The organism is Afipia sp. P52-10 (assembly GCF_000516555.1).
Lineage (GTDB): Bacteria > Pseudomonadota > Alphaproteobacteria > Rhizobiales > Xanthobacteraceae > P52-10.
The window spans coordinates 1,612,859-1,632,841 of sequence record NZ_AZSJ01000003.1 but is presented as its reverse complement, the minus strand read 5'-3'; the positions used below and the strand labels follow the sequence as shown (position 1 = coordinate 1,632,841).

22 protein-coding genes are annotated in these 19,983 nt (G+C 66.5%); 21 read left to right on the top strand and 1 reads right to left on the bottom strand.

Annotated elements, in window-relative coordinates:
- The first annotated feature begins 121 nt into the window (after positions 1 to 121).
- The 8 genes from X566_RS09115 (at position 122) to X566_RS09080 (ending at position 11,846) form a co-directional block, all read left to right on the top strand.
- Positions 122 to 1,084: an ArdC family protein gene (locus X566_RS09115; protein WP_034465417.1), complete on the top strand. Its 963-nt coding sequence runs from the start codon at positions 122 to 124 to the stop codon at positions 1,082 to 1,084.
- Complete coding sequence (locus X566_RS09110; RefSeq protein WP_034465415.1) at positions 1,084 to 1,611, top strand: hypothetical protein; 528 nt, start codon at positions 1,084 to 1,086, stop codon at positions 1,609 to 1,611. Before X566_RS09115 ends, X566_RS09110 begins: the two co-directional genes overlap by 1 nt.
- 162 nt (positions 1,612 to 1,773) lie before the next feature.
- Complete coding sequence (locus X566_RS09105) at positions 1,774 to 3,909, top strand: ParB/RepB/Spo0J family partition protein (protein ID WP_034465414.1); 2,136 nt, start codon at positions 1,774 to 1,776, stop codon at positions 3,907 to 3,909.
- A gap of 115 nt (positions 3,910 to 4,024) precedes the next feature.
- Positions 4,025 to 4,453 carry a hypothetical protein gene (locus X566_RS09100; RefSeq protein ID WP_034465412.1) on the top strand — a complete coding sequence of 143 codons (429 nt, stop codon included), beginning with the start codon at positions 4,025 to 4,027 and terminating at the stop codon, positions 4,451 to 4,453.
- On the top strand, positions 4,437 to 5,081 hold the full coding sequence (locus X566_RS09095; protein WP_034465410.1) for a hypothetical protein: 645 nt from the start codon (positions 4,437 to 4,439) through the stop codon (positions 5,079 to 5,081). Before X566_RS09100 ends, X566_RS09095 begins: the two co-directional genes overlap by 17 nt.
- Before the next feature lie 123 nt (positions 5,082 to 5,204).
- The gene (locus X566_RS09090; RefSeq protein ID WP_034465408.1) at positions 5,205 to 9,557 is read left to right on the top strand and encodes a strawberry notch family protein; all 4,353 of its coding nucleotides are present in this window, start codon (positions 5,205 to 5,207) and stop codon (positions 9,555 to 9,557) included.
- A complete protein-coding gene (locus X566_RS09085; RefSeq protein WP_034465407.1) occupies positions 9,558 to 10,616 on the top strand; it encodes a toprim domain-containing protein in 1,059 nt (352 codons plus the stop codon). It begins immediately after the preceding gene.
- Positions 10,617 to 10,922: 306 nt separating this feature from the next.
- A complete protein-coding gene (locus tag X566_RS09080) occupies positions 10,923 to 11,846 on the top strand; it encodes a DUF2493 domain-containing protein (protein ID WP_034465406.1) in 924 nt (307 codons plus the stop codon).
- Positions 11,847 to 11,909: 63 nt separating this feature from the next.
- Here X566_RS09080 and X566_RS09075 read toward each other — a convergent pair whose 3' ends face one another.
- Entirely contained in the window at positions 11,910 to 12,743 is an 834-nt protein-coding gene (locus tag X566_RS09075) for an RES family NAD+ phosphorylase (RefSeq protein ID WP_034465404.1), read from the bottom strand.
- A 323-nt stretch (positions 12,744 to 13,066) separates the two neighbouring features.
- On the opposite strand from X566_RS09075, the gene X566_RS25145 reads away from it, so the two are divergent.
- The 13 genes from X566_RS25145 (at position 13,067) to X566_RS09015 (ending at position 19,975) form a co-directional block, all read left to right on the top strand.
- Positions 13,067 to 13,234 carry a hypothetical protein gene (locus tag X566_RS25145; RefSeq protein WP_173402568.1) on the top strand — a complete coding sequence of 56 codons (168 nt, stop codon included), beginning with the start codon at positions 13,067 to 13,069 and terminating at the stop codon, positions 13,232 to 13,234.
- A 144-nt stretch (positions 13,235 to 13,378) separates the two neighbouring features.
- Positions 13,379 to 13,819, top strand: a complete 441-nt coding sequence (locus X566_RS09070; protein ID WP_034465401.1) for a hypothetical protein — start codon at positions 13,379 to 13,381, stop codon at positions 13,817 to 13,819.
- A 595-nt stretch (positions 13,820 to 14,414) separates the two neighbouring features.
- Complete coding sequence (locus X566_RS09065; protein ID WP_034465394.1) at positions 14,415 to 14,741, top strand: DUF736 domain-containing protein; 327 nt, start codon at positions 14,415 to 14,417, stop codon at positions 14,739 to 14,741.
- Between the two features lie 182 nt (positions 14,742 to 14,923).
- Positions 14,924 to 15,178 (top strand): helix-turn-helix transcriptional regulator, encoded by a 255-nt coding sequence (locus tag X566_RS09060; protein WP_034465392.1) that lies wholly within the window; start codon positions 14,924 to 14,926, stop codon positions 15,176 to 15,178.
- 132 nt (positions 15,179 to 15,310) lie between these two features.
- Entirely contained in the window at positions 15,311 to 15,574 is a 264-nt protein-coding gene (locus X566_RS09055) for a DNA -binding domain-containing protein (RefSeq protein ID WP_034468224.1), read from the top strand.
- Between the two features lie 111 nt (positions 15,575 to 15,685).
- A complete protein-coding gene (locus X566_RS25200; protein WP_034465390.1) occupies positions 15,686 to 15,910 on the top strand; it encodes a transcriptional regulator domain-containing protein in 225 nt (74 codons plus the stop codon).
- Between the two features lie 40 nt (positions 15,911 to 15,950).
- Positions 15,951 to 16,460, top strand: a complete 510-nt coding sequence (locus tag X566_RS09045) for a DUF2285 domain-containing protein (protein ID WP_034465388.1) — start codon at positions 15,951 to 15,953, stop codon at positions 16,458 to 16,460.
- A 133-nt stretch (positions 16,461 to 16,593) separates the two neighbouring features.
- Positions 16,594 to 16,875, top strand: coding sequence for an AlpA family transcriptional regulator (locus X566_RS09040; protein ID WP_034465387.1), 282 nt, complete (start codon positions 16,594 to 16,596; stop codon positions 16,873 to 16,875).
- 11 nt (positions 16,876 to 16,886) lie between these two features.
- Positions 16,887 to 18,032: a replication initiator protein A gene (locus tag X566_RS09035; protein WP_034465386.1), complete on the top strand. Its 1,146-nt coding sequence runs from the start codon at positions 16,887 to 16,889 to the stop codon at positions 18,030 to 18,032.
- Positions 18,029 to 18,667, top strand: a complete 639-nt coding sequence (parA, locus tag X566_RS09030) for a ParA family partition ATPase (protein WP_034465385.1) — start codon at positions 18,029 to 18,031, stop codon at positions 18,665 to 18,667. The genes X566_RS09035 and parA overlap by 4 nt, the downstream gene beginning before the upstream one ends.
- Positions 18,664 to 18,918 carry a hypothetical protein gene (locus X566_RS09025; RefSeq protein ID WP_034465383.1) on the top strand — a complete coding sequence of 85 codons (255 nt, stop codon included), beginning with the start codon at positions 18,664 to 18,666 and terminating at the stop codon, positions 18,916 to 18,918. Before parA ends, X566_RS09025 begins: the two co-directional genes overlap by 4 nt.
- Complete coding sequence (locus X566_RS09020; RefSeq protein ID WP_034465381.1) at positions 18,915 to 19,433, top strand: DUF2840 domain-containing protein; 519 nt, start codon at positions 18,915 to 18,917, stop codon at positions 19,431 to 19,433. Before X566_RS09025 ends, X566_RS09020 begins: the two co-directional genes overlap by 4 nt.
- Positions 19,430 to 19,975 carry a S26 family signal peptidase gene (locus tag X566_RS09015; RefSeq protein WP_034465379.1) on the top strand — a complete coding sequence of 182 codons (546 nt, stop codon included), beginning with the start codon at positions 19,430 to 19,432 and terminating at the stop codon, positions 19,973 to 19,975. Before X566_RS09020 ends, X566_RS09015 begins: the two co-directional genes overlap by 4 nt.
- The last annotated feature ends 8 nt before the right edge of the window (positions 19,976 to 19,983 follow it).

The window sequence follows — 19,983 nt, the reverse complement described above, 5'->3', positions numbered from 1 at the left end:
GCGAATACGTTTCTGCGTCTCTACGCCTTTGAACGGGCGAGAGTGAGAGTGCGGACCGGGTTTGCCGTGACGGGTTGATGGCTGGAGGAGAGGCCTCCGGCGCCCGTCGCGGAGACCCGCGATGTCCAGACATGCTCCTCGCGCCCGTTCCGACTCCGACCGGACGAGCCTCTATGACGAAATCACCGAAAAGATCCTCGCCGAGCTGGAGGCCGGCCGGCTACCCTGGGTCCAGCCCTGGGGCACGGCGGCGGCGAAGGCGCCGCTCGCCATGCCGAAGAACGCCGCCACGAGCCGAGCTTATTCCGGCATCAATGTCCTGATCCTCTGGGGCGCTGTGATTGAGCGTGGCTTCCCGTGCCAGAGCTGGCTAACTTTCCGTCAAGCCCTCTCACTCGGTGGAAATGTGCGCAAGGGCGAACGTGGAACCACCGTCGTCTATGCCGATCGCTTCGTCCCCGACGATGAGAAGCAGCGTGCCCGCGAAACCGGGGAGGAAGCCCAGGCGATCCCGTTCCTGAAGCGCTTTACGGTTTTCAACCTGGCGCAATGCGAGGGCCTGCCCGACGACCTCGCCATTGTCGCACCGCCGCCCGAACCCGGCCTGATCGGGCCGAAGGTGGAGGCGCTGATCAAGGCGAGCGGGATCGATTTCCGTATCGGAGGCAACCGTGCTTTCTATGTGCCGGCGCACGATTATGTGATGGTCCCGCCGCCCCAGGCCTTCTTCGAGCCCATCAACTGGCATCGGACGGCCCTGCACGAATGCTCCCATGCCAGCGGGGCGCCGCATCGCCTGAATCGCGACCTTTCCGGTTCCTTTGGCACGAAGAAATACGCCTTCGAGGAGATGATAGCCGAGATTTCAGCGGCATTTTGCTGTGCTGCGCTCGGCATCGTGCCGACCGTGCGCCACGCCGACTACATCGGCTCCTGGGCCGAAGTCCTGCGCGAGGACAATCGCGCCATCGTCCGTGCGGCGTCGCAGGCCAGCAAGGCGGCCGACTGGCTGCTAAAGTTTGTGCCCGAAGATGGGCGCCCTGCTCAAGTGTCCGCCGACGCCGACGAGCGGGAGGCAGCCTGATGCGCGCGCCGACTTCAGCAGGCCGGCGACGCCTCCGGCAGGAGGCTGCGTCATCGCCCGCGGCCGGTCATGCGTCCGCGCCGGCGTGCAACTGCCCCACGCGCTGGCGGGGGAAATATCTCTTCGACAATGCGGTTGAGTTCCTCGCCGGGGCGCGCCACCTCGTGACGGCGGGCGATCCCCATTCGCGCGAGGTTCTCTTTCATCTCATCGGATGCGCCGTCGAACTGTCGCTGAAATCCTATCTGCATTTCGCGGGATGGAACGACGATCGGTGCCGCGATGAGGTCCGGCACGATCTGGTCAAGGCGTTGGCCGCCACGGAACGGCTCGGATTGCATCGGCGCCACCCGGACGTGCGGAGGCTGACGCGGATCTTGTCGCCCTACTATCGCTGTCATCGCATCCGCGAGCTGGCGAGGCTCGACCCGGCGCCGATATCGCCCGAACGGGCGATGCGGGCGGCCGAAGGACTGCTCGACGATGTTCTGGCCGCCGTGGCGAAGCGTCCCCGTTCCCGGCGCTGACACGATGACGGTGCCTGTAGCGCACGGGCCGCCGATCCTCCCTTCTCAATCCCCTCGGCCTTCGCTTTCGCCGCCGCGAGAGGAAGAGGGCCGAGGGGATTTTCGTGACGGGTTGGAGGCCGGGAGAGAGGCTTTCGGCCGCCCGTCGCGGAGAAAATCCCGATGGCTACTGCCGTTCAGAAGATCACCCTGTCGTCCTCGCGCGACATCCCCTTCAACAAGCTGGTGCTCAGCCAGTCCAACGTGCGGCGCGTGAAGGCCGGCGTCTCGATCGAGGAGCTGGCCGAGGACATCGCCCGGCGCGGCCTGCTTCAGGGCCTCAACGTCCGCTCCGTGCTCGACGCCGAAGGCAAGGAAACCGGCATGTTCGAGATTCCCGCCGGCGGCCGCCGCTACCGGGCGCTGGAACTGCTGGTCAAGCAGAAGCGCTTGGCCAAGAACGCGCCCGTGCCCTGTGTGGTGCGCGATGCGGCGACCAATATCCTCGCCGAGGACGATTCGCTTGCCGAGAACGTCCAGCGCGCGCCGCTCCATCCCCTCGACCAATTCCGCGCGTTCCAGGCGATGCGCGAGAAAGGGCGGTCCGAGGAGGACATTGCAGCAGCGTTCTTCACCTCGGCCAATGTGGTGAAGCAGCGCCTGCGGCTCGCCAGCGTCTCGCCGAAGCTGCTCGATCTCTATGCCGAGGATGGCATTTCTCTCGAGCAGTTGATGGCCTTCACCGTCAGCTCCGATCATGCCCGCCAAGAGCAGGTTTGGGAGACAATCTCCGGCTCCTGGTCGAAGGAGCCCTATCAGATCCGCCGCATGCTGACGGAATCGACGGTGCGCGCCTCCGACAAGCGCGCCGTCTTCGTCGGCATCGACACCTATGAGGCGGCTGGCGGCATCGTCCTGCGCGACCTGTTCCAGTCCGACGATGGCGGCTGGCTGCAGGATGCGGCGCTGCTCGACCGGTTGGCCGCCGAGAAGCTGAAGGTCATGGCCGACGAGATCGCCAATGAAGGCTGGAAGTGGATTGAGGTTGCCGTCAGCTTCCCCTATGGCGTGACCCATGGCTTGCGCGAACTGGAAGGCACGCCGATCGATCGCACGACCGAGGAACAGGCGACGCTCGACGCCCTGGGCGCCGAGTATGACAAGCTCCAGGCTGAATATGAGGAGGCGGACGAGCTGCCGGAAGAGGTCGATGAGCGCCTGGGCGAGATCGAGACCGCGATCAACGCCCTGGAAACCCGTCCCGTCCGCTACGATCCGGCCGACATCGCACGCGCCGGCGTTTTCGTCAGCATCGATTCCGATGGCTCGCTGCTCGTCGACCGCGCCTATGTGAAGCCCGAGGACGAGGCTCCGGCCACCGATGGCGGCGAGGATGGTGACGGGAAGACGGCGGGCGATCCCGACGGGGACGGTTCCAGCCAGCGCACGATCATCAGCATCGGCGGACAGCCCGTCGAGACGGATGACGAGGAGGAAGACGTCATCAAGCCTCTGCCGGATCGTCTCGTGATGGAATTGACCGCCGAGCGGACGCTGGCGCTCAGGGACAAACTTGCGGGCGACCCGGCAACCGCCTTCCTGGCCGTGCTGCACAAATTCTGCCGCGACGTCTTCTCGCGTTACAGCGCCCACGGCGTCGCGATGGAAGTCTCGGTGCGCGGCACGGTGTTTCAGGCGCAGTCGCCGGAACTGCGGGACACGCCCTATGCGCGTGCGATCGAGGCGCGCCACAAGGATTGGGAAGCGCGCCTGCCGGTCGATGTCGCCGACCTCTGGGATGCGCTCGCCGCGCTTGCCGGCACTGAGCAGGCCGAACTGTTCGCCCATTGCGCGTCGTTCGGCGTCAACGCGCTCTATGAGCGGGCCGACCGCTATGGTGGCGGCGCGATCTCCGCGCATGGGGTTCAGTTGCGCCTTGCCGAGGCCGATCACCTTGCCCGCGCCACCGGCCTCGACATGGCCGTGGCGGGCTGGCGTCCGACCGTCGGCAATTATCTCGGCCGCGTCACCAAAACGCGCATTCTCGAAGCCGTGCGCGAAGGCGCGGGCGAACGGGCCGCGCAGCTCATCGACCATCTGAAGAAGGGCGATATGGCCAAGGAAGCCGAGCGGCTGCTCGCCGACACCGGCTGGCTGCCCGAGCCGCTGCGCCTTGCCGGTGCCGAGCCGGCTCCTGACGTGGCGACGACGGAGGGAGAAACCGAGGCATTGCCGGACTTCCTCGCCGGCGATGACGACGAGTCTTCCACCAGCGCCGACGGCGAGGATGACCCGGCCCGCATGATCGCAGCGGAATAGCCGAACCATGCGGGGCGGCCCCGGCCGCCTCGCATCCCTTCACCCCATCCGCTTATCCGAGCCCGGCCCTCCGCAACGGGGAACAGCCGGGCTCCTCTCGTTTCAGGAGCCTGACATGGCCGACTATTTCACTCATTTCTCATGCCTGCTCGATGTTGGCACGCCGCAGAACGCAGCCCGCGCGCTCGACCTTTACAACAGGCTATCCGAAGACGGCGCGGCGGAAGACCCGCCCTCCGACGGCTTCCTGCTTTCGATCCAGCCCGAGCACGGCGGCACCCGGCTCTGGATCCGCGATGACGTGGCCGGCGACCCACAGCGCGTCATCGACTTCGTGCTGCTCTGCGCGAAGACCTTCGGCCTCACCGGCCGTTGGGGTTTCCAGTACGCCAACACCTGCTCGCGTCCGCGCACCGATGCCTTCGGCGGCGGCGCGCATGTGCTCGATCTCGGCGCCGGCCAATCCGTCGCGCGGATCGGCACGCACGGATGGCTCGCCGACATGCTTGCGACGGGAGGGTCGGACGATGCCGAGGATCGTTGAAACCACCGTCTATCAGCTCGGCGAGCTGTCCGTGGAGGCAAAGGAGAAGGCGCGCGCCTGGTTCCGCGAAAGCATGGACACAGATGGTTGGTACGAATTCGTCTACGAGGACTTCGAGGCGATCTGCGCCATTCTCGGGGTCCGGCTCAAGACCCGCACCGTGCGCCTCCATGGCGGCGGCACACGGCAGAAGCCGCGCGTTTATTTTCGCGGTTTCTGGTCGCAGGGCGATGGCGCCTGCTTCGAGGCCTTCTATTCCCATGCGAAAGGCGCTCCCCGCAAGATCAGGGCGCACGCGCCGCAAGATGGCGAGCTTCACCGGATCGCGGACGCCTTGCAGGCGGTCCAGAAGCGGAACTTCTATCAGCTTCGCGCCGATGCCACCCATCGCGGCCACTACTATCACGAATACTGCATGGCGCTCTCGGTCGAGCGCGATAGTCCAACCTGCCAGGGCATGACCGCCGATGCGGAGGAAGCCGTGACGGAGGCGCTGCGCGATCTTGCCCGCTGGCTCTACCGCCAGCTCGAACGGGAATATGAGTATCAGACATCGGACGCCGTGGTCGACGAGGCGATCATCGCCAACGGTTACACCTTCACCAATTCCGGGCGCCGCTTCGGCTAAGCGCCAAGGGTCCATCATCGGTCCGTTCAGAGGAAGAGGTCGGCCGGGACGGGTTTGAGCCGGTGCGGTCGAGAGAGAGCGCCAGCCGGTTCGTCCCGTCCCGCTCTCCTCGAGGTTCCCTCCATGACCATTGTCTCCGCTTCCGCGGTCGCCCTTGCGGCCACGTCTCTCCCGCTCGCCCCTGTCACCGATCCGGCCGCTCGCATGGCCGAGGCGGCGCGGCTTCTTCTCCCCCATCTCGAACGCGGCCAGCGCATCGACGCGGGCGTCCTGCGCACCGCCATGGAGGCAGCCTTCGGCGCCTCCGATGCGACCGGCACGTGGGACTGGAAGACCGCCTATGACGCCTGCGAGGCGGCGACCGTGCTGTTCCTGCGCAAGTACGGAAAGGCGCTTTCCCGCAAAGCCGGCTCTCCGGCTGCCATGCTGCCGATGCTGGCGAAGATCGCCGGCCTCCTTCCCACCCATACGCGCCGTTCGGCCGAGAGCGAGACCTTCCAGCAATTTTCCACTCCGATCCCGCTCGGCCTCGCAGCTGCGACCGCCGCGTCGATCACCGCCGCCGACTGCGTGCTGGAGCCCTCTGCCGGCACCGGCCTGCTCGCCATCCTGGCTGAGATCGCGGGCGGATCGCTGGTCCTGAACGAGCTGGCCGAGACCCGCGCCAGTCTCCTCTCCCACCTCTTTCCGGCCAATCCCGTCAGCCGCTTCGACGCCGCGCAGATCGACGATCATCTCGATGCGGCCGTCGTGCCGTCCGTCGTGCTGATGAACCCGCCATTCTCGGCGATGGCGAGCGTCTCGGGCCGGATGGCCGACGCCGCCTGTCGTCATGTCGCTTCAGCACTGGCGCGCCTGGCCGACGGCGGGCGGCTGGTGGCGATCACCGGCGCGAACTTTTCTCCCGACAACCCGGCCTGGGTGGCGGCGTTCACCCGCCTGCAGGCACGCGGGCGTGTGGTGTTCACCGCCGCCATCAATGGCTCGGTCTATGCCAGGCACGGCACCACCATCGACACGCGCCTGACCGTCATCGACAAACTGCCTGCCGATGATCCGGCGGTGTTCCCGACCTCGCCAGGCGTCGCGCCCGACGTCGCCACGCTGCTTGGCTGGATCGACACGCATGTTCCGGTACGGCTGCCGGTCGCCGTTTCCGCAGGCGTTTCCGTCATTCCCGCCGTCACGCACACCACCGCGCCGCGCTTCGTTCGGGGATATGCCGCACGGCCATCCACGCCCGTTCCGGCCAACCTCGCCGAGCCCGATGCGGTCGAACTCGATTATGAGACGGTGGACTGGACGCTGCCCGAGGGCGCCCGCCTGACGGACGCGATCTATGAGGAATACGCTCTTCAGTCGATCCGTATTCCCGGCTCTCAGGCACATCCCACCAAGCTGGTGCAATCGGCGGCCATGGCCTCAGTCGCGCCGCCTAAGCCGAGCTATCGGCCGCGCCTGCCGGCCAACATCGTCACCGATGGCCTGCTGTCGGACGCCCAGCTCGAGACGGTGATCTATGCGGGCGAGGCCCATGGCGAATTCCTCGCCGGGTCGTGGACCGTGGACGAGACCTTCGACATGGTCTCGGCCGCGCGTGACGATGCGCCGAATGCCGTGCGATTCCGGCGCGGCTTCATGCTCGGCGACGGGACCGGCGCGGGCAAGGGCCGCCAGTCGGCCGGCATCATCCTCGACAACTGGATGCAAGGGCGTCGCAAGGCGGTCTGGATCTCCAAGGCCGATCTCATCGAGGACGCGCGCCGCGACTGGTCGGCGCTCGGCATGGAGCGGCTGCTGGTGACGCCGCTGTCCCGCTTCCCGCAGGGCAAACCCATCACGCTCCAGGAAGGCGTCCTATTCACCACCTATTCCACGCTGCGGTCCGACGAGCGCGGCGAGAAGCTTTCGCGGGTCCGGCAGATCGTCGAATGGTTGGGCTCCGACTTCGACGGAGTGATCATTTTCGACGAAAGCCACGCCATGCAGAATGCCGCTGGCAGCAAGGGCGACCGTGGCGAGCAGGCCGCCTCGCAGCAGGGGCGTGCCGGCCTTCGCCTCCAGCACGCGCTGCCCAATGCCCGTGTGGTCTATGTGTCCGCCACGGGCGCGACCACCGTCCACAATCTCGCCTATGCGCAGCGGCTCGGCCTCTGGGGCGGCGAGGATTTCCCCTTCATGACCCGGGCCGAGTTCGTCGAGGCGATCGAGGCCGGCGGCGTGGCGGCAATGGAAGTTCTGGCGCGCGACCTCAAGGCGCTCGGTCTCTACACGGCCCGGTCGCTCTCTTATGACGGCATCGAATATGAGTTGGTCGAGCACCAGCTCACGCCGGAGCAGACCCGCATCTATGACGCCTATGCCGGGGCTTTCGCCATCATCCACAACCATCTCGATGCGGCGATGCAGGCCGCCAACATCACCGGCGAGCATGGCACGCTGAACCGGCAGGCGAAGTCGGCGGCACGCTCCGCTTTCGAATCTACCAAGCAGAGGTTCTTTGGCCATCTGCTGACCTCGATGAAGACGCCGACGCTGATCCGCTCGATCGAGCGCGATCTCGAACAGGGTCACGCCGCGGTCATCCAGATCGTCTCGACCGGCGAGGCGCTGATGGAACGGCGCCTTGCGGAAATTCCGACCGAGGAATGGAACGACGTCCGCGTCGACATCACGCCCCGCGAATATGTGCTGTCGTACCTGCAGCACAGCTTCCCGGTGCAGCTCTACGAACCCTTCACCGACAGCGAGGGCAACTTGTTGTCGCGGCCAGTATTCCGTGACGGCCAGCCGGTCGAAAGCCGCGAGGCCGTCGCCCGCCGCGATCGCCTGATCGAGAAGCTCGCCTCCTTGCCGCCCGTTCCCGGCGCGCTTGATCAGGTCGTTCAGCATTTCGGCACCGACACGGTGGCGGAAGTCACCGGCCGCTCCCGCCGTATCGTGCGCAAGACCGGCGCAAACGGTTTCGACCGCCTGATGGTCGAGAATCGCGCCGCTTCGGCCTCGCTCGCCGATGTGGCCGCCTTCATGGACGATCAGAAGCGCGTGCTTGTCTTCTCTGACGCGGGTGGGACGGGCCGCAGCTACCATGCCGAATTGTCGGCGCGGAACCAGCGGCTGAGGGTCCATTATCTGCTCGAGCCGGGCTGGAAGGCCGACGCCGCCATCCAGGGCCTGGGGCGGACCAACCGCACCAACCAGGCGCAGCCGCCGCTCTTCCGGCCGATCGCCACCGACGTGAAGGCCGAAAAGCGCTTCCTATCGACGATCGCGCGGCGGCTCGATACCCTTGGCGCGATCACACGCGGCCAGCGCCAGACCGGCGGTCAGGGCCTGTTCCGGCCCGAGGACAATCTGGAAAGTCCCTATGCGCGCGACGCGCTGCGGCAGCTCTACCTGCTGCTGGTGCGTGGCAAGGTCGAGGGCTGCTCGCTCCAGATGTTCGAGGAAGCCACCGGACTCTCGCTCATGGACGCGAACGGCATCAAGGACGAGTTGCCGCCGATCACCACCTTTCTCAACCGGCTGCTGGCGCTGACCATCGACCTCCAGGGCATCCTGTTCACGGCGTTCGAGCAGCTTCTGAATGCCAGGATCGAAGGCGCCATCGCATCTGGCACCTATGACCTGGGGCTGGAGACGCTCAAGGCCGAGAGCTTCGTCGTCACCGGTCGGCGCACTATCCATGTCCATCCCGGCACCGGCGCGGAAACCCGGCTGCTGACCATCACCCAGCGCGAACGCAACCGGCCGGTCGCGCTCGATCAGGCCCTTGCCCATCTTTCGGATCGCGCCGTGCTGCTCGTTAACGAGCGGTCTGGCCGGGCCGCCGTTCAGATCCCGACCAGCAGCGTCATGCTCGACGATGGCGAGATCGAACGGCGTGTCCGCCTGATCCGGCCGATGGAGGCGCACAATATCCCGGTGAAGATGATGGGCGAGACGCACTGGATCGAGGCCGACGAAGGCACGTTCGCCAAGGCATGGAACGCCGAGCTAGCCGAAATTCCGGAATTCTCTGACAGTACCATCCATGTCGTCGCTGGGCTGCTCTTGCCGATCTGGAAGCGCCTGCCGAACGAGTCGACGCGGGTCTATCGGCTTCAGACCGATGACGGCGAGCGCATCGTCGGCCGGCGGGTTTCACCGGCATGGGTGGCGGAAGCGACCGCCACCGGCGCCACGACGCTGACGCCGGACGATGCCTTCGCGGCCCTGATCGACGGCCGGACGATCCTCGACCTTGCCGAAGGACTTCAATTGCGCCGGGTCCGCGTCATGGGCGCCCATCGCATCGAGCTGTCGGGCTTCACCGACACCATGCGTGACCGGCTCCGCGCATACGGCCTGTTCCACGAGATCATTTCGTGGAAGCTGCGCATGTTCGTACCGACTGATGCGAGCGGCGCCAGTGTGCTGGCGAAGGTGCTGGAGCGCTACCCGGTCGAGCGCGTCTCCGAACGGGAGGCTGCGTAAATGGCTCGCCACGACGCATCCGAACTGGCGCGACGACTTGCCCGCCAGGCCGAGGCGGTGTGCCGGCACTATCTGCCCGCCGGTCATCGCGAGGGCCGCTACTGGCTGGTCGGCGATGTTCGCAACACGCCCGGCCGCTCCATGTTCGTCCGACTCACCGGGCCGGAGTCCGGCAAGGGCGCGGCGGGGNAATGGACGGATGCCGCAAGCGCGGAACATGGCGACCTGCTCGACGTCATTCGAGAAAGCTGCGGTCTCACCGATTTCAGGCAAGTCGCCGACGAGGCTCGGGCCTTTCTGAGCCTGCCGCGTCCCGAACCCGAACCGGATCGTCAACGGCGGCCAACGGCGGCGCCCACCGGATCGTCGGAGGCCGCGCGACGGCTCTTCGCCATGTCGCAGCCGATTACGAGCACAGTCGCAGACGCGTACTTACGGAAACGCGGCATCACGGCTTTGCACGGAACCGGATCACTCCGCTTCCACCCGCGCTGCTTCTACCGGCCCGACGAGCATTCGCCGACCGAGACGTGGCCGGCGATGATCGCCGCCGTCACCGACTTGGGCGGCAAGCTCACCGGCGCACATCGCACCTGGCTCGACCCTGACGGCTTCAGCGAAGCGACACTCGGCAAGGCCCCGATCGACACGCCGAGACGGGCTATGGGCGATCTTCTCGGTCACGCCGTGCGCCTCGGCGCGGCGGGCTCGGTGATGGCGGCAGGTGAAGGCATCGAGACCATGCTGTCGCTCAGATGCGCCCTGCCGACCATGCCGATGGTGGCCGCGCTCTCGGCCGCCCATCTCTCCGCCATCCTCTTTCCGGACATCCTGCGCCGGCTCTACATCGCGCGCGACGACGATCCGGCAGGCGACGGCGCGATGGCGGCATTGATCGACCGGGCCGAACAGGCCGGTATCGAGGCGATCGTGCTGTCGCCGGCGCTCGGGGACTTCAACGAGGATCTGCGGGTGCTCGGCATCGATGCGCTGCGGGCAGGAATCCGCGTTCAGATCGCGCCGCAGGACGTCGCCCGCTTCATGGAGCTGGCAGCGTAGCCGGAATGGGATGCGGGGCGGCTCGTTGTCGACCGCGTCGCCGGATGCTCCCCCATCGCAAGAGGCCCGCGCCTCGGCCTTCGAGAGGGCGATCGGCCGTCAAGCGGCCCGGCCGGGCAACCTTGTGGCCGACTATTTTCCGGCGGCCCTTCGGGCCTTTCCATCGCGAACCAAAATAGTCGGCCCCTTCGGCCCTCCGCTGCGCTTCGGCCCTGCGCTGTCGCTCCGGGTGCCAATCCGGCCCGCCCGACGGCTTCGTCGCCATGAAGGCCGCGACGGTCGCGGTCCAAACCGACGGAGCATCCCATGAGCGAGCATGACGACCATGAACCTCACCACACCTCTTCCCCGACCGACCACGCCCTGATCGAGCTTCAGCTCTATGGCTACCGCCCCTTCGCGGACGAACCCGATCCGCGACCGCTGCCCGAGGGCAACATCGTCGCCGGCGCCATCGCCGACATCTTCGACGCCCTGATCGCCACCCTTGGCGACACCCGCCTCGAACCCGACTTGGACGATCTCCTCTGGTCGACAGTGAACGTCTTCCACCGCGCCGCCGAGCGGATTGCCCGCGACCTCGACGACAATGAGCAGGCGCAGCGCCGGTCCCAGCGGGAACAGGATGGCACCGAAGTCAAATCGGTCGAACTCGAGCGCCTCATCGCGGAAGGCAGGACGCTGGTCGAGCGGCAGGATGCGTTCGAGCTGATGCGCGACCGGGCCGGCGAGCACTACGAGCGTCACGCCGGCAAGCCCTGGCTCCCGCGCAACGGGTCGAGGGTCAATCACCGCAATCTCACCTCGGCGATGATCGACAGCCGCGACTTCCTCGCCGCCAGGAAACGCACCGAACAGGAAGTGCTCCTGCCGTCGGGTCCGAAGATCGCCTTCACCGGCGGGCTCGAATTCAACGATCACCGGCTGATCTGGGCGAAGCTCGACCAAGTCCGCGCCAAGCATCCTGACATGGTTCTGATGCACGGCAAATCGCCGAAGGGTGCCGAGAAGATCGCCTCCCGCTGGGCCGACCACCGCGGCGTGCCGCAGATCGGCTTCGCGCCCGACTGGACGAAGCACGGCCGCGCCGCACCTTTCAAGCGCAACGATCAAATGCTCGAAGTGCTGCCGATCGGCGTCATGGTCTTCCCGGGCACCGGCATCCAGGACAACCTCGCTGACAAGGCGAAGAAGCTCGGCATCCCGGTCTGGAGGTTCGGCGGCGCGTGAGCGCCGCCCAATCTCCTTCGACGCCCGCGTCGCACCCACAGGTGCTGAGGTGCAGAGGAACGTCTAGTTTTGTGGGTCCGATTTCAAATGCTTGGTCGCAAACCAGCGATTGCCGATTTCCTTGAACGCGACCTCGATGGCGGTCACTTCATACGGGGCACAGTTGATCGCATCAGCATCGTCCGGACTGAACAGGACGACGTTGAAGCCTTTCTCGCCGAACTGGCTCTTATAGACGATGGCCTCGTACCCGCTGTCCCGAAAAAGCTCGGCCAGTATCTGCGTCGGCACGTAGTCAGCGGCGTCATCCGAGACAGTCACTGGCCGCGAAAAGGCATTATCGATGTCGATCCAAACTGACTTTTCCTTCACCTCGGCACTGACAGGCGTCCCATCGAGGAAGTGCCTGAGACCGACTTCGCTGAACGACGATTTTCCGTGACCTCGCGAGAGATCGATCGCCCTGAGCGCCCGCAAGAGCTTGAACTGGGCGACCGAAATGGAAGCGCCCACCCAAGGCCTCACCTCCGAGATGACCGTCTGCTCGGTTGTGCCGAGATAAAGAACAGGGATGCCTGCCGGATTGGCGCGCCCCTCGATGGCTTGGTTGGGCCGGGGTTTCATGCGCGCGGCGCCATAGCCGACAGGCTCCTCCCCCAATTCGTTCCCGTCGTCATCTTTCGGCGTGTGCCAATCGATACCCCGCTGCGCGCGGAAAAGGATCATGCCCTCGGGCAACTCGACATCCCGACCGCGGTTCGTCGCGCGGACGGTCGCAAGAAATGCCTCCTCCTCCCGGGTCAAGACGTAGCGACGTTCGTGCCGCACGCGACGGGCGAACTTCGTATAACTGGCCCACGACGCAAATTCCGGCTTCTCTGGATCGTCAAGCTCCATCGAGCATCCCTCCAAAATTGGTACTCCTTAACATACACTGGCTGGTTCTTCGGCACTCGCGCCGTGTTGGGAAGCAACTCGGCTTTGTCGTTTCCGCCTCAGAGGATCAGCGTTCGGCTCAGATCGCGGGTATCCACCCCCGCTTCCAGTGCGCTGATCCTTGGTCCAGCCGATGGCCTGACGCCATCAACCCATGAAGGGTCCGCTACGCGAGCGTGCGGCCTTGAGGCTTCGCCTCTGCGGTGATTGCGGCCCTCGGCCGGACACATCGGGCGCCTGTCGCGCGGGGGATGGTCCCCCGCCTCCAGACAGGAGCCGGAACAATGTCCCTCAACGACGCTCACGCCTTCGCCTTCAGCCTCGCCACCACTCTCATGGTCGCCATCATCATCTTCCGGGCCGGCGACGGCAGTCTTTCGGTCGTCCCCGCCAACGAATACGACGGCGACACTGCCGCCATCATCCATGAATTCGATCCCTTCCAGCCCTGACGGAGGGAGCGGCCGGTCCGGCGAGCGGAACTTCCTAGCCGATTTCCGCTCCCGTGGCCGCTCATCTTCGGCTATGCTGCCGCTCGCGCCGCGGTGGTGGTGGATGGCGCAACCGTCAGACCTTTTCTCACGGAGACCACCACCATGATCTTCCTTGGCATCATCTTCAGCGTCGCGGCCATCGGCGTTCTCTGCTGGCTGCTGTTTACGCTTGCTATCTACGCGCTCCCGGCCTTCGCCGGCGTCACCGCCGGCATGTGGGCCTATGACACCGGCGCGGGCTGGCCGGGCGGCCTCGCGATCGGCCTGGTCGCGGCCGGGCTGATTTTCGGCGTCGGCCAATTGCTGCTTGCATTCGCACGCCCGCTCTGGCTGCGCGTCGCCATTGCGCTTGCCTTCGTAACCCCGGCGGCGATCGCGGGCTATCACGCAACCCATGGCATCGTGAAGCACACTATGCCGTCCGAGGGCTGGCAGATCGCCTTTTCGGTCGTCGGCGCGATCGCGGTCGGCATTGCGGCATTCCTGCGGATCGCAGCGATGGCCGCGCCCGAACCGGCCGGACGGGGGATGGCGCGGGGCTGACACCGTCACAGCCGTTGGAGCATGGCCAGCAAGCCGGCACGCTTGCCATCCTCGACGCCGGAGTTGGACAATACCGACCGTCAAGCAGATATCGCAATGTGAGGCCAGAGATAGCGCAAGGCCCGTTGAAGCGGCGCTGAACGGGTAGCCTGCCCCGGCACAGCCACTCGATGCCGCAGGCGAGGATGGCGTCGCACGAGCCTATGGCTGCGGGAAGTCCATCGCGATCATCGCCAGGACAGGTGGAACGTCATCACCGGCCGCGATCCGTTGCCAGGATTCTGGCGGCTGCACGGGGCCGCCACGTTCTTCCTTGATCATTCTGTCAGGTCGACCGCTCCAACACGGCCTCTTCAATGGGCTGATCTGGCCGGAGCCCGGCTTCGCCTCGATCGCCTATGCCGCAATGGCGCCGATCGACTTTCTTCCCCTGCCGGCTACGCCGTCATTCCTCGCGAAACAACAAAGTCGCCTGGCTGCTATCCTCCGCTGGCGCTGCGGCCCTGGCGGGTGCGGCGTCGATCGCCTCCGGCCCGTCGATCGCCATCGAGGCCGCATGGTGCGGGCTCGAAGCTTCAGATCAAGGAGAACTGACATGGCGACCATCGGCACCTTCAAGAAGTCCGGCAACAACGAGTTCACCGGCGAAATCGTCACCCTCTCAGTCCAGGCCAAGGGCGTGCGCATCGTCCCCGAGACCCGGGCCACCGGCGAAAACGCCCCCAGCCACCGCGTCTTCGTCGGCCGCGCCGAGATCGGCGCCGCCTGGTCCAAGCGCTCCAACGAGGGCCGCGACTATCTGGGCCTCAAGCTCGACGATCCGAGCTTCACCGCCCCGATCTTCGCCAACCTCTTCGACGACGAGGACGGCGAGGGCTACAGCCTCATCTGGTCCCGCCCCAGCCGTCGCAACGGCGACTGAGGCGCCGCGACGCCCCGCCCGGCTGGTCCGGGCGGGGCCTGCCGGGCGACCGAATCAGGCACAACGCCGATCGCGCCGAAGGACGCCGGTAAAGCGTTTTGTGGCTGGCCGCTCGTCCATAGAACGACTAATATAGTCGTAGTTCTGGCGTGCGTATTCGTGTCGGTGGGAGGTGATCATGCATGATCACCGCCCGACAGACACGGGCCGCACGCGCGCTGCTTGGTTGGACGCAGGAGACGCTCGCTGAAAAGGCCCTGGTATCCCTGACCGCATTGAAGCGCCTCGAGTCCGAGAGCGGCCTCAAGGTGTATGAGACGACGCGCGATCAGGTGCGCCGGGCGCTCGAGGCCAACGGCATCGTCTTCCTCAACTCCGACCAAGGGGAAGGAGTGATGTTCGTTCGTGCGAAAATCGACAGCCGCAGATCACCCTGACATCCCGTTTGGCGCCTCGGCGATGCCTCCGGTGCATCGCGCGATGCACCAATGGCCTTCTCTGTGCCCGTCGAACGCCCGGTTAACAAATGGGGCGGGGGCGGATATGGTAAGGTGCTGGGGGCTGACGTGATGCAAGTACATTTCCTCGATGAACCGCCGCAAAGCGCGGCGCTCACGACCTATGACCGTGAGCACATGAAGCTCTATATGCGGCTGCTCGACGCGGCGACCGATGGCGCCGACTGGCGCGAGGCCGTCACGATCCTGTTCGGCCTCGATCCGGACCGCGAGCCGGACCGCGCTCGCCATGTCCACGACACCCATCTCGCCCGCGCCCGCTGGATGACCGAGCACGGCTATCGCCTGCTCGTCCGCGAGGGCCGTGCCCACTAGCCAGAATTGCGATGCCTCGGCCGCATCGCCCGTTGCCACCTTCGGGACTTCCGGCGGCCTCTGCAACCGGCGATGGTGCTCCTCCCGGTAGCCAACGGGCAGAGGACGCCCATGACCCCTGACATATCCCGGTGGCGGTCGACATCGACCTACGACTATCTCGACGAGCTCGCATCGCCCGATCTTGGCTGGGAATGGCTGCGGCGCAACGGCGACTATCAGCGTGATTATGCCGAGACCAGGCGTTCGGCGTGCGATCTCCGGCAACTGACGAACCGGGTGCGGAAACGCTGGGGGCTGCAATTTCGTTGCCCGCCCATCGCTCAACGCCACTGAAGCGCCGGTCTTCTGGTGTCCGGAGGATGACACCAGCACCGTGCTGCTGGCCGCCGCGCCGTCCATCCTTCCGGCCGACGGCAATCTCTTTTCCGCCATCCGGGAGACCGCCGCCCGCGCCGACGAGCAGGGCGTTCATTTCCTGCACGACCCCGGAGACGGGCAGCTTCTTCATCTCCTGCGGCTGGCCGGCGTCGCAGCCGGCGAACCGCTCGCCGCGCTGATCCCGCTCGACCTTGACGGCCTCGACCGGCTCGAAGCCGTCCAGCGTCTGCTCAAGTCCCTGCTCGGTCGCGCCGTGTCCGCGGACACCCGGCTGACCAAGCAGCAACGCCGGCGCATCCGCCACATGCTGCAAGCGGTCGACGGACGCATGAACGGCGCGAGCTATCGCGAGATCGCTGGCGTCATTTACGGTGTGTCCCGCGTTGCATCCGATCCCTGGAAGTCCTCGGCGCTGCGCGACGCGACCATGGACCTTGTCAAGGACGCCTTCGCCATGATCGCCGGGGGCTATCGCGCGCTCCTTCGTCATCGTCGCCGATCGTGACCCGATGTCGGAAAGGGGGTGCGAATTTGGCGCGCCCTTCTCCGCACTCCCCCCTCGCGGCTCTCCTTCGCCACCGTGGCCTGCGTCCGCCGCTCACTGCCAGCGGCCTCAAGGAACCCACGGAGGCCCGATCATGTCGCCCAATCTCGCCGGCTTGCCGCCGCGCTTTCTCAGAACCCCCGAAGCCGCACGTTTCCTCGGCCTTTCCGGCCGGACGCTGGAAAAACATCGCACCTATGGCACCGGCCCGGCCTATCGCAAGCTCGGCGGCCGCGTCGTCTATGCGATCGAGGACCTCCAGGCCTGGGCCGATCGGGGCGCCGTCACCTCGACCTCCGATCCGCGTGGGTCTGTGCTGCCCGCCAAGCGTCACGACCCGATGCCGGCGGCCCCCGCCGGCCGCTCCCATCGCTGAGACGTCCGATCATGAAGCGGCGTCGCCTCATCACCTCGACCGAGCGGGCCAGGCTCGATCCCTTCATCGTTGCAACCGGCGACGCCAGTCCGCGCGATCAGCGCGATCTCATGGAACGGCCGTTCTTCTCGCTCGCCAAGGCCAAGCGCATCGCGCCGATCCTCTATGAAGCCGGCGGAGTCCGCGTCGAGGTCTTCGCCGTGCCCGAGCACGGCATGGCGACGATCTGGGACGCTGACATACTCATCTGGGCCGCCTCGCAGATCGTCGAGGCCGAGAATCTGGGGTTCAAGACCTCGCGCTTCCTGCGCTTCACGCCCTATCAGCTCCTGATGGCAATCGGCCGGGAAACCGGCCAGCGCGAATACAAGCTGCTGAAGGGCGCGCTCACCCGCCTGCAGTCGACCGTCATCCGCACCACCATCCGCCAGGGCGAGCATTGGCGCCGCCACCAATTCTCCTGGATCAACGAATGGGAGGAATGCGTCACGCGCGACGGGCGCGTCGAGGGCATGGAGTTCGTGCTGCCCGACTGGTTCTATCGCGGCGTCACCGACCGCTCGCTGGTGCTCACCATCGACCCGGCCTACTTCCGGCTGACGGGCGGCATCGAACGCTGGCTCTACCGCGTCGCGCGCAAACACGCCGGCCGCCAGCCGCGGGGCTGGATATTCGAGTTCGCCCATCTCCACGAAAAGTCCGGCAGCCTCATGCGCGTCTCCGACTTCGCGCTCCAGCTCCGGCGCATCGTCCCGCGCCAGCCACTGCCCGGCTATCGGCTGCACATCGAGCGCGAAGGCCGGCGCGAGCTGTTGCGCATCCTGCCGGCGAAGTCATCCACGGGACCTGTGGATGGTGCTGTGGACGCGGTCGGGACTTCGCACGCAAACGGTATCGGGATTTCGCACGCAGGACCATCGGGACTTCGCACGCAGAGATCGCAGTTAAGTCTCTGGCCGGAAACGACGATTCCAGGCCTTAACTTAGAATCTAACGGAGAATCTAACTCTTATGTTGCGCGCAGCGATGTGGAAAACACCATCGCCGCCGCCATCGACGGGCTCCTCCGAAAGACATCCGGGGCGCGGCCATCCGGCAGTGACGCCGCTCACCCATCGCGGCTCCCCCTCGGGCGCAGGCCGGGAGGGTCACGATGATCGTCGCGGTCCTCAATCAGAAAGGCGGCGTCGGCAAGACGACCCTGGCGCTCCATCTCGCCGGACAATGGGCACGGCAGGGAAGGCGCGTCACCCTGATCGACGCCGATCCGCAGGGCTCGGCGCTGGACTGGTCGCAGCAGCGGGCGCGCGAAGGCCTTCCACGCCTGTTCGGCGTCGTCGGCCTCGCCCGTGACACGCTCCACCGCGAGGCGCCGGAGCTGGGGCGGGACGCCGATCACATCGTCATCGACGGACCGCCCCGAGTCGCCTCCCTGATGCGCTCGGCGCTGCTCGCGGCCGACCTGGTGCTGATCCCCGTGCAGCCGTCGCCCTTCGATGGCTGGGCTTCGGCCGAGATGCTCTCACTCCTTCAGGAAGCGCGCATCTATCGCCCGCAGCTTGCCGCCCGCTTCGTTCTGAACCGCTGCGGCGCGCGTACCGTCATCGCCCGCGAGACGGCCGAGACGCTCGCCGATCACGATCCGCCGGTGCTGGCGGCGCAGATCGGTCAGCGTGTCGCTTTCGCCGATACCGCGCAATCCGGGCGGCTCGTCTTCGAGATCGACGAAGGCAGCCCCGCCGCGCGCGAGATCGCGGCCCTCGGTGTCGAAGTGGGGAGGCTCGCGCCATGAGCGGCCGCGCTCCCAAGCGCGGTTTCGCGTCGCGCCCCGCCGATCCCGAGCGCTGGATCAAGGCATCGGATGCACCGCCGGCGCGCGACGCGGATGTCGCGGGCTTCACCGCCCGGCTGACGATCGACGTCACGCCCGAGCTGCGCGGCCGGATCAAGATCGCAGCGTTCCGGCGCGGACAGACCGTCGCCGACATGCTCCGCGACCTGCTCACCCGCGAATTTCCGCCAGACCAAGGAGACAAAGAATGACCGGCAGCGCGGACCCCCGCATGCGCGGCGGCCACTCGTCGGCCAGCCCCGTACCATTCACGACGCTCGTCGAGCTGATCTGGCAGGAGAAGAGGATCGAACACTGGATCCGATTCGGCCGCGAGACCTACGAGCAGATCCTCGACCGCCGGCGCCGTGTCGTCGGTTTTGCTCCGAACAGCCTCTTTGCCTTCGTCCGCTGGGCGTCCAACGACTACGGCACGATCATCTCGCGCGTCGACATCGTGCGCGTCATCGGCCGCGGCGAACCCTATCAGACGCTGCCTTTCGTGCGGCCCGGCGGCGACATCCTCTTGAAGATCGAGGGATGGCCCAAGGTCGAGCGTGTGCTCCGGATCATCGATGCCATCGAGGCGCTCGGCATCGATCCGGCCGATGTTTCGCCGGACCACTGGCGGCACGTCCACAACCGCCTGGCCGCCGGCCATGAGCCGCGCGCCTACACCGCCCAGCACCATCGGGCCTTCCTCCTGCGCCGGAGCACCGCGCCATGACCCGCTTCGGCTATGTGATGCTCACCTGTCTTATGACCATGGGCGTCGGCGCATCGGCGCTCATCGAAACGCCGAAGAAGCTGATCTGGAACGCCTCGGCGAGCGCACCGATCGGGCTCTATTCGATCGAACCGGATGACCGGCTCGAGGCCACGGACCTCGTCGCCGTCGATGCGCCCGAGCCGCTGGCGCGCTTCCTCGCCGAGCGCGGTTACCTGGCCCCCGGTGTGCCGCTGATGAAGCGTATCGCCGGTCTGCCGGGACAATGGGTCTGCCGCTCGGGGCTCGCCATCACCGTCGACCGGATCGAAATGGGCAGCGCGCTGAAGCGCGACCGGCGCGGCCGCGACCTGCCCGTCTGGCAGGGCTGCCGGCGCATCGCCGTCGGCGAGGTCTTCTTCATGAACTGGGAGGTTCAGGACAGCCTCGACGGCCGCTATTTCGGCCCGCTTCCGATGAGTTCGATCATCGGCCGTGCTGTCCCGCTCTGGACCGATGAGGACGGCTCCGGCCGCTACGAGTGGCGCGCGCAAACCCGATGATTAGCCCG

Bases quoted from the DNA above. Each gene is read 5' to 3' on its own strand.
- X566_RS09105 (WP_034465414.1), top strand. From the start codon at position 1,774: ATGGCTACTGCCGTTCAGAAGATCACCCTGTCGTCCTCGCGCGACATC.
- X566_RS09020 (WP_034465381.1), top strand. From the start codon at position 18,915: ATGACCGGCAGCGCGGACCCCCGCATGCGCGGCGGCCACTCGTCGGCC.
- X566_RS09035 (WP_034465386.1), top strand. From the start codon at position 16,887: ATGAAGCGGCGTCGCCTCATCACCTCGACCGAGCGGGCCAGGCTCGAT.
- X566_RS09080 (WP_034465406.1), top strand. From the start codon at position 10,923: ATGAGCGAGCATGACGACCATGAACCTCACCACACCTCTTCCCCGACC.
- X566_RS09055 (WP_034468224.1), top strand. From the start codon at position 15,311: ATGCAAGTACATTTCCTCGATGAACCGCCGCAAAGCGCGGCGCTCACG.
- parA (WP_034465385.1), top strand. From the start codon at position 18,029: ATGATCGTCGCGGTCCTCAATCAGAAAGGCGGCGTCGGCAAGACGACC.
- X566_RS09015 (WP_034465379.1), top strand. From the start codon at position 19,430: ATGACCCGCTTCGGCTATGTGATGCTCACCTGTCTTATGACCATGGGC.
- X566_RS09090 (WP_034465408.1), top strand. From the start codon at position 5,205: ATGACCATTGTCTCCGCTTCCGCGGTCGCCCTTGCGGCCACGTCTCTC.
- X566_RS09025 (WP_034465383.1), top strand. From the start codon at position 18,664: ATGAGCGGCCGCGCTCCCAAGCGCGGTTTCGCGTCGCGCCCCGCCGAT.
- X566_RS09075 (WP_034465404.1), bottom strand. From the start codon at position 12,743: ATGGAGCTTGACGATCCAGAGAAGCCGGAATTTGCGTCGTGGGCCAGT.
- X566_RS09070 (WP_034465401.1), top strand. From the start codon at position 13,379: ATGATCTTCCTTGGCATCATCTTCAGCGTCGCGGCCATCGGCGTTCTC.
- X566_RS09095 (WP_034465410.1), top strand. From the start codon at position 4,437: ATGCCGAGGATCGTTGAAACCACCGTCTATCAGCTCGGCGAGCTGTCC.
- X566_RS25200 (WP_034465390.1), top strand. From the start codon at position 15,686: ATGACCCCTGACATATCCCGGTGGCGGTCGACATCGACCTACGACTAT.
- X566_RS09060 (WP_034465392.1), top strand. From the start codon at position 14,924: ATGATCACCGCCCGACAGACACGGGCCGCACGCGCGCTGCTTGGTTGG.
- X566_RS09115 (WP_034465417.1), top strand. From the start codon at position 122: ATGTCCAGACATGCTCCTCGCGCCCGTTCCGACTCCGACCGGACGAGC.
- X566_RS09065 (WP_034465394.1), top strand. From the start codon at position 14,415: ATGGCGACCATCGGCACCTTCAAGAAGTCCGGCAACAACGAGTTCACC.
- X566_RS09110 (WP_034465415.1), top strand. From the start codon at position 1,084: ATGCGCGCGCCGACTTCAGCAGGCCGGCGACGCCTCCGGCAGGAGGCT.
- X566_RS09040 (WP_034465387.1), top strand. From the start codon at position 16,594: ATGTCGCCCAATCTCGCCGGCTTGCCGCCGCGCTTTCTCAGAACCCCC.
- X566_RS25145 (WP_173402568.1), top strand. From the start codon at position 13,067: ATGTCCCTCAACGACGCTCACGCCTTCGCCTTCAGCCTCGCCACCACT.
- X566_RS09100 (WP_034465412.1), top strand. From the start codon at position 4,025: ATGGCCGACTATTTCACTCATTTCTCATGCCTGCTCGATGTTGGCACG.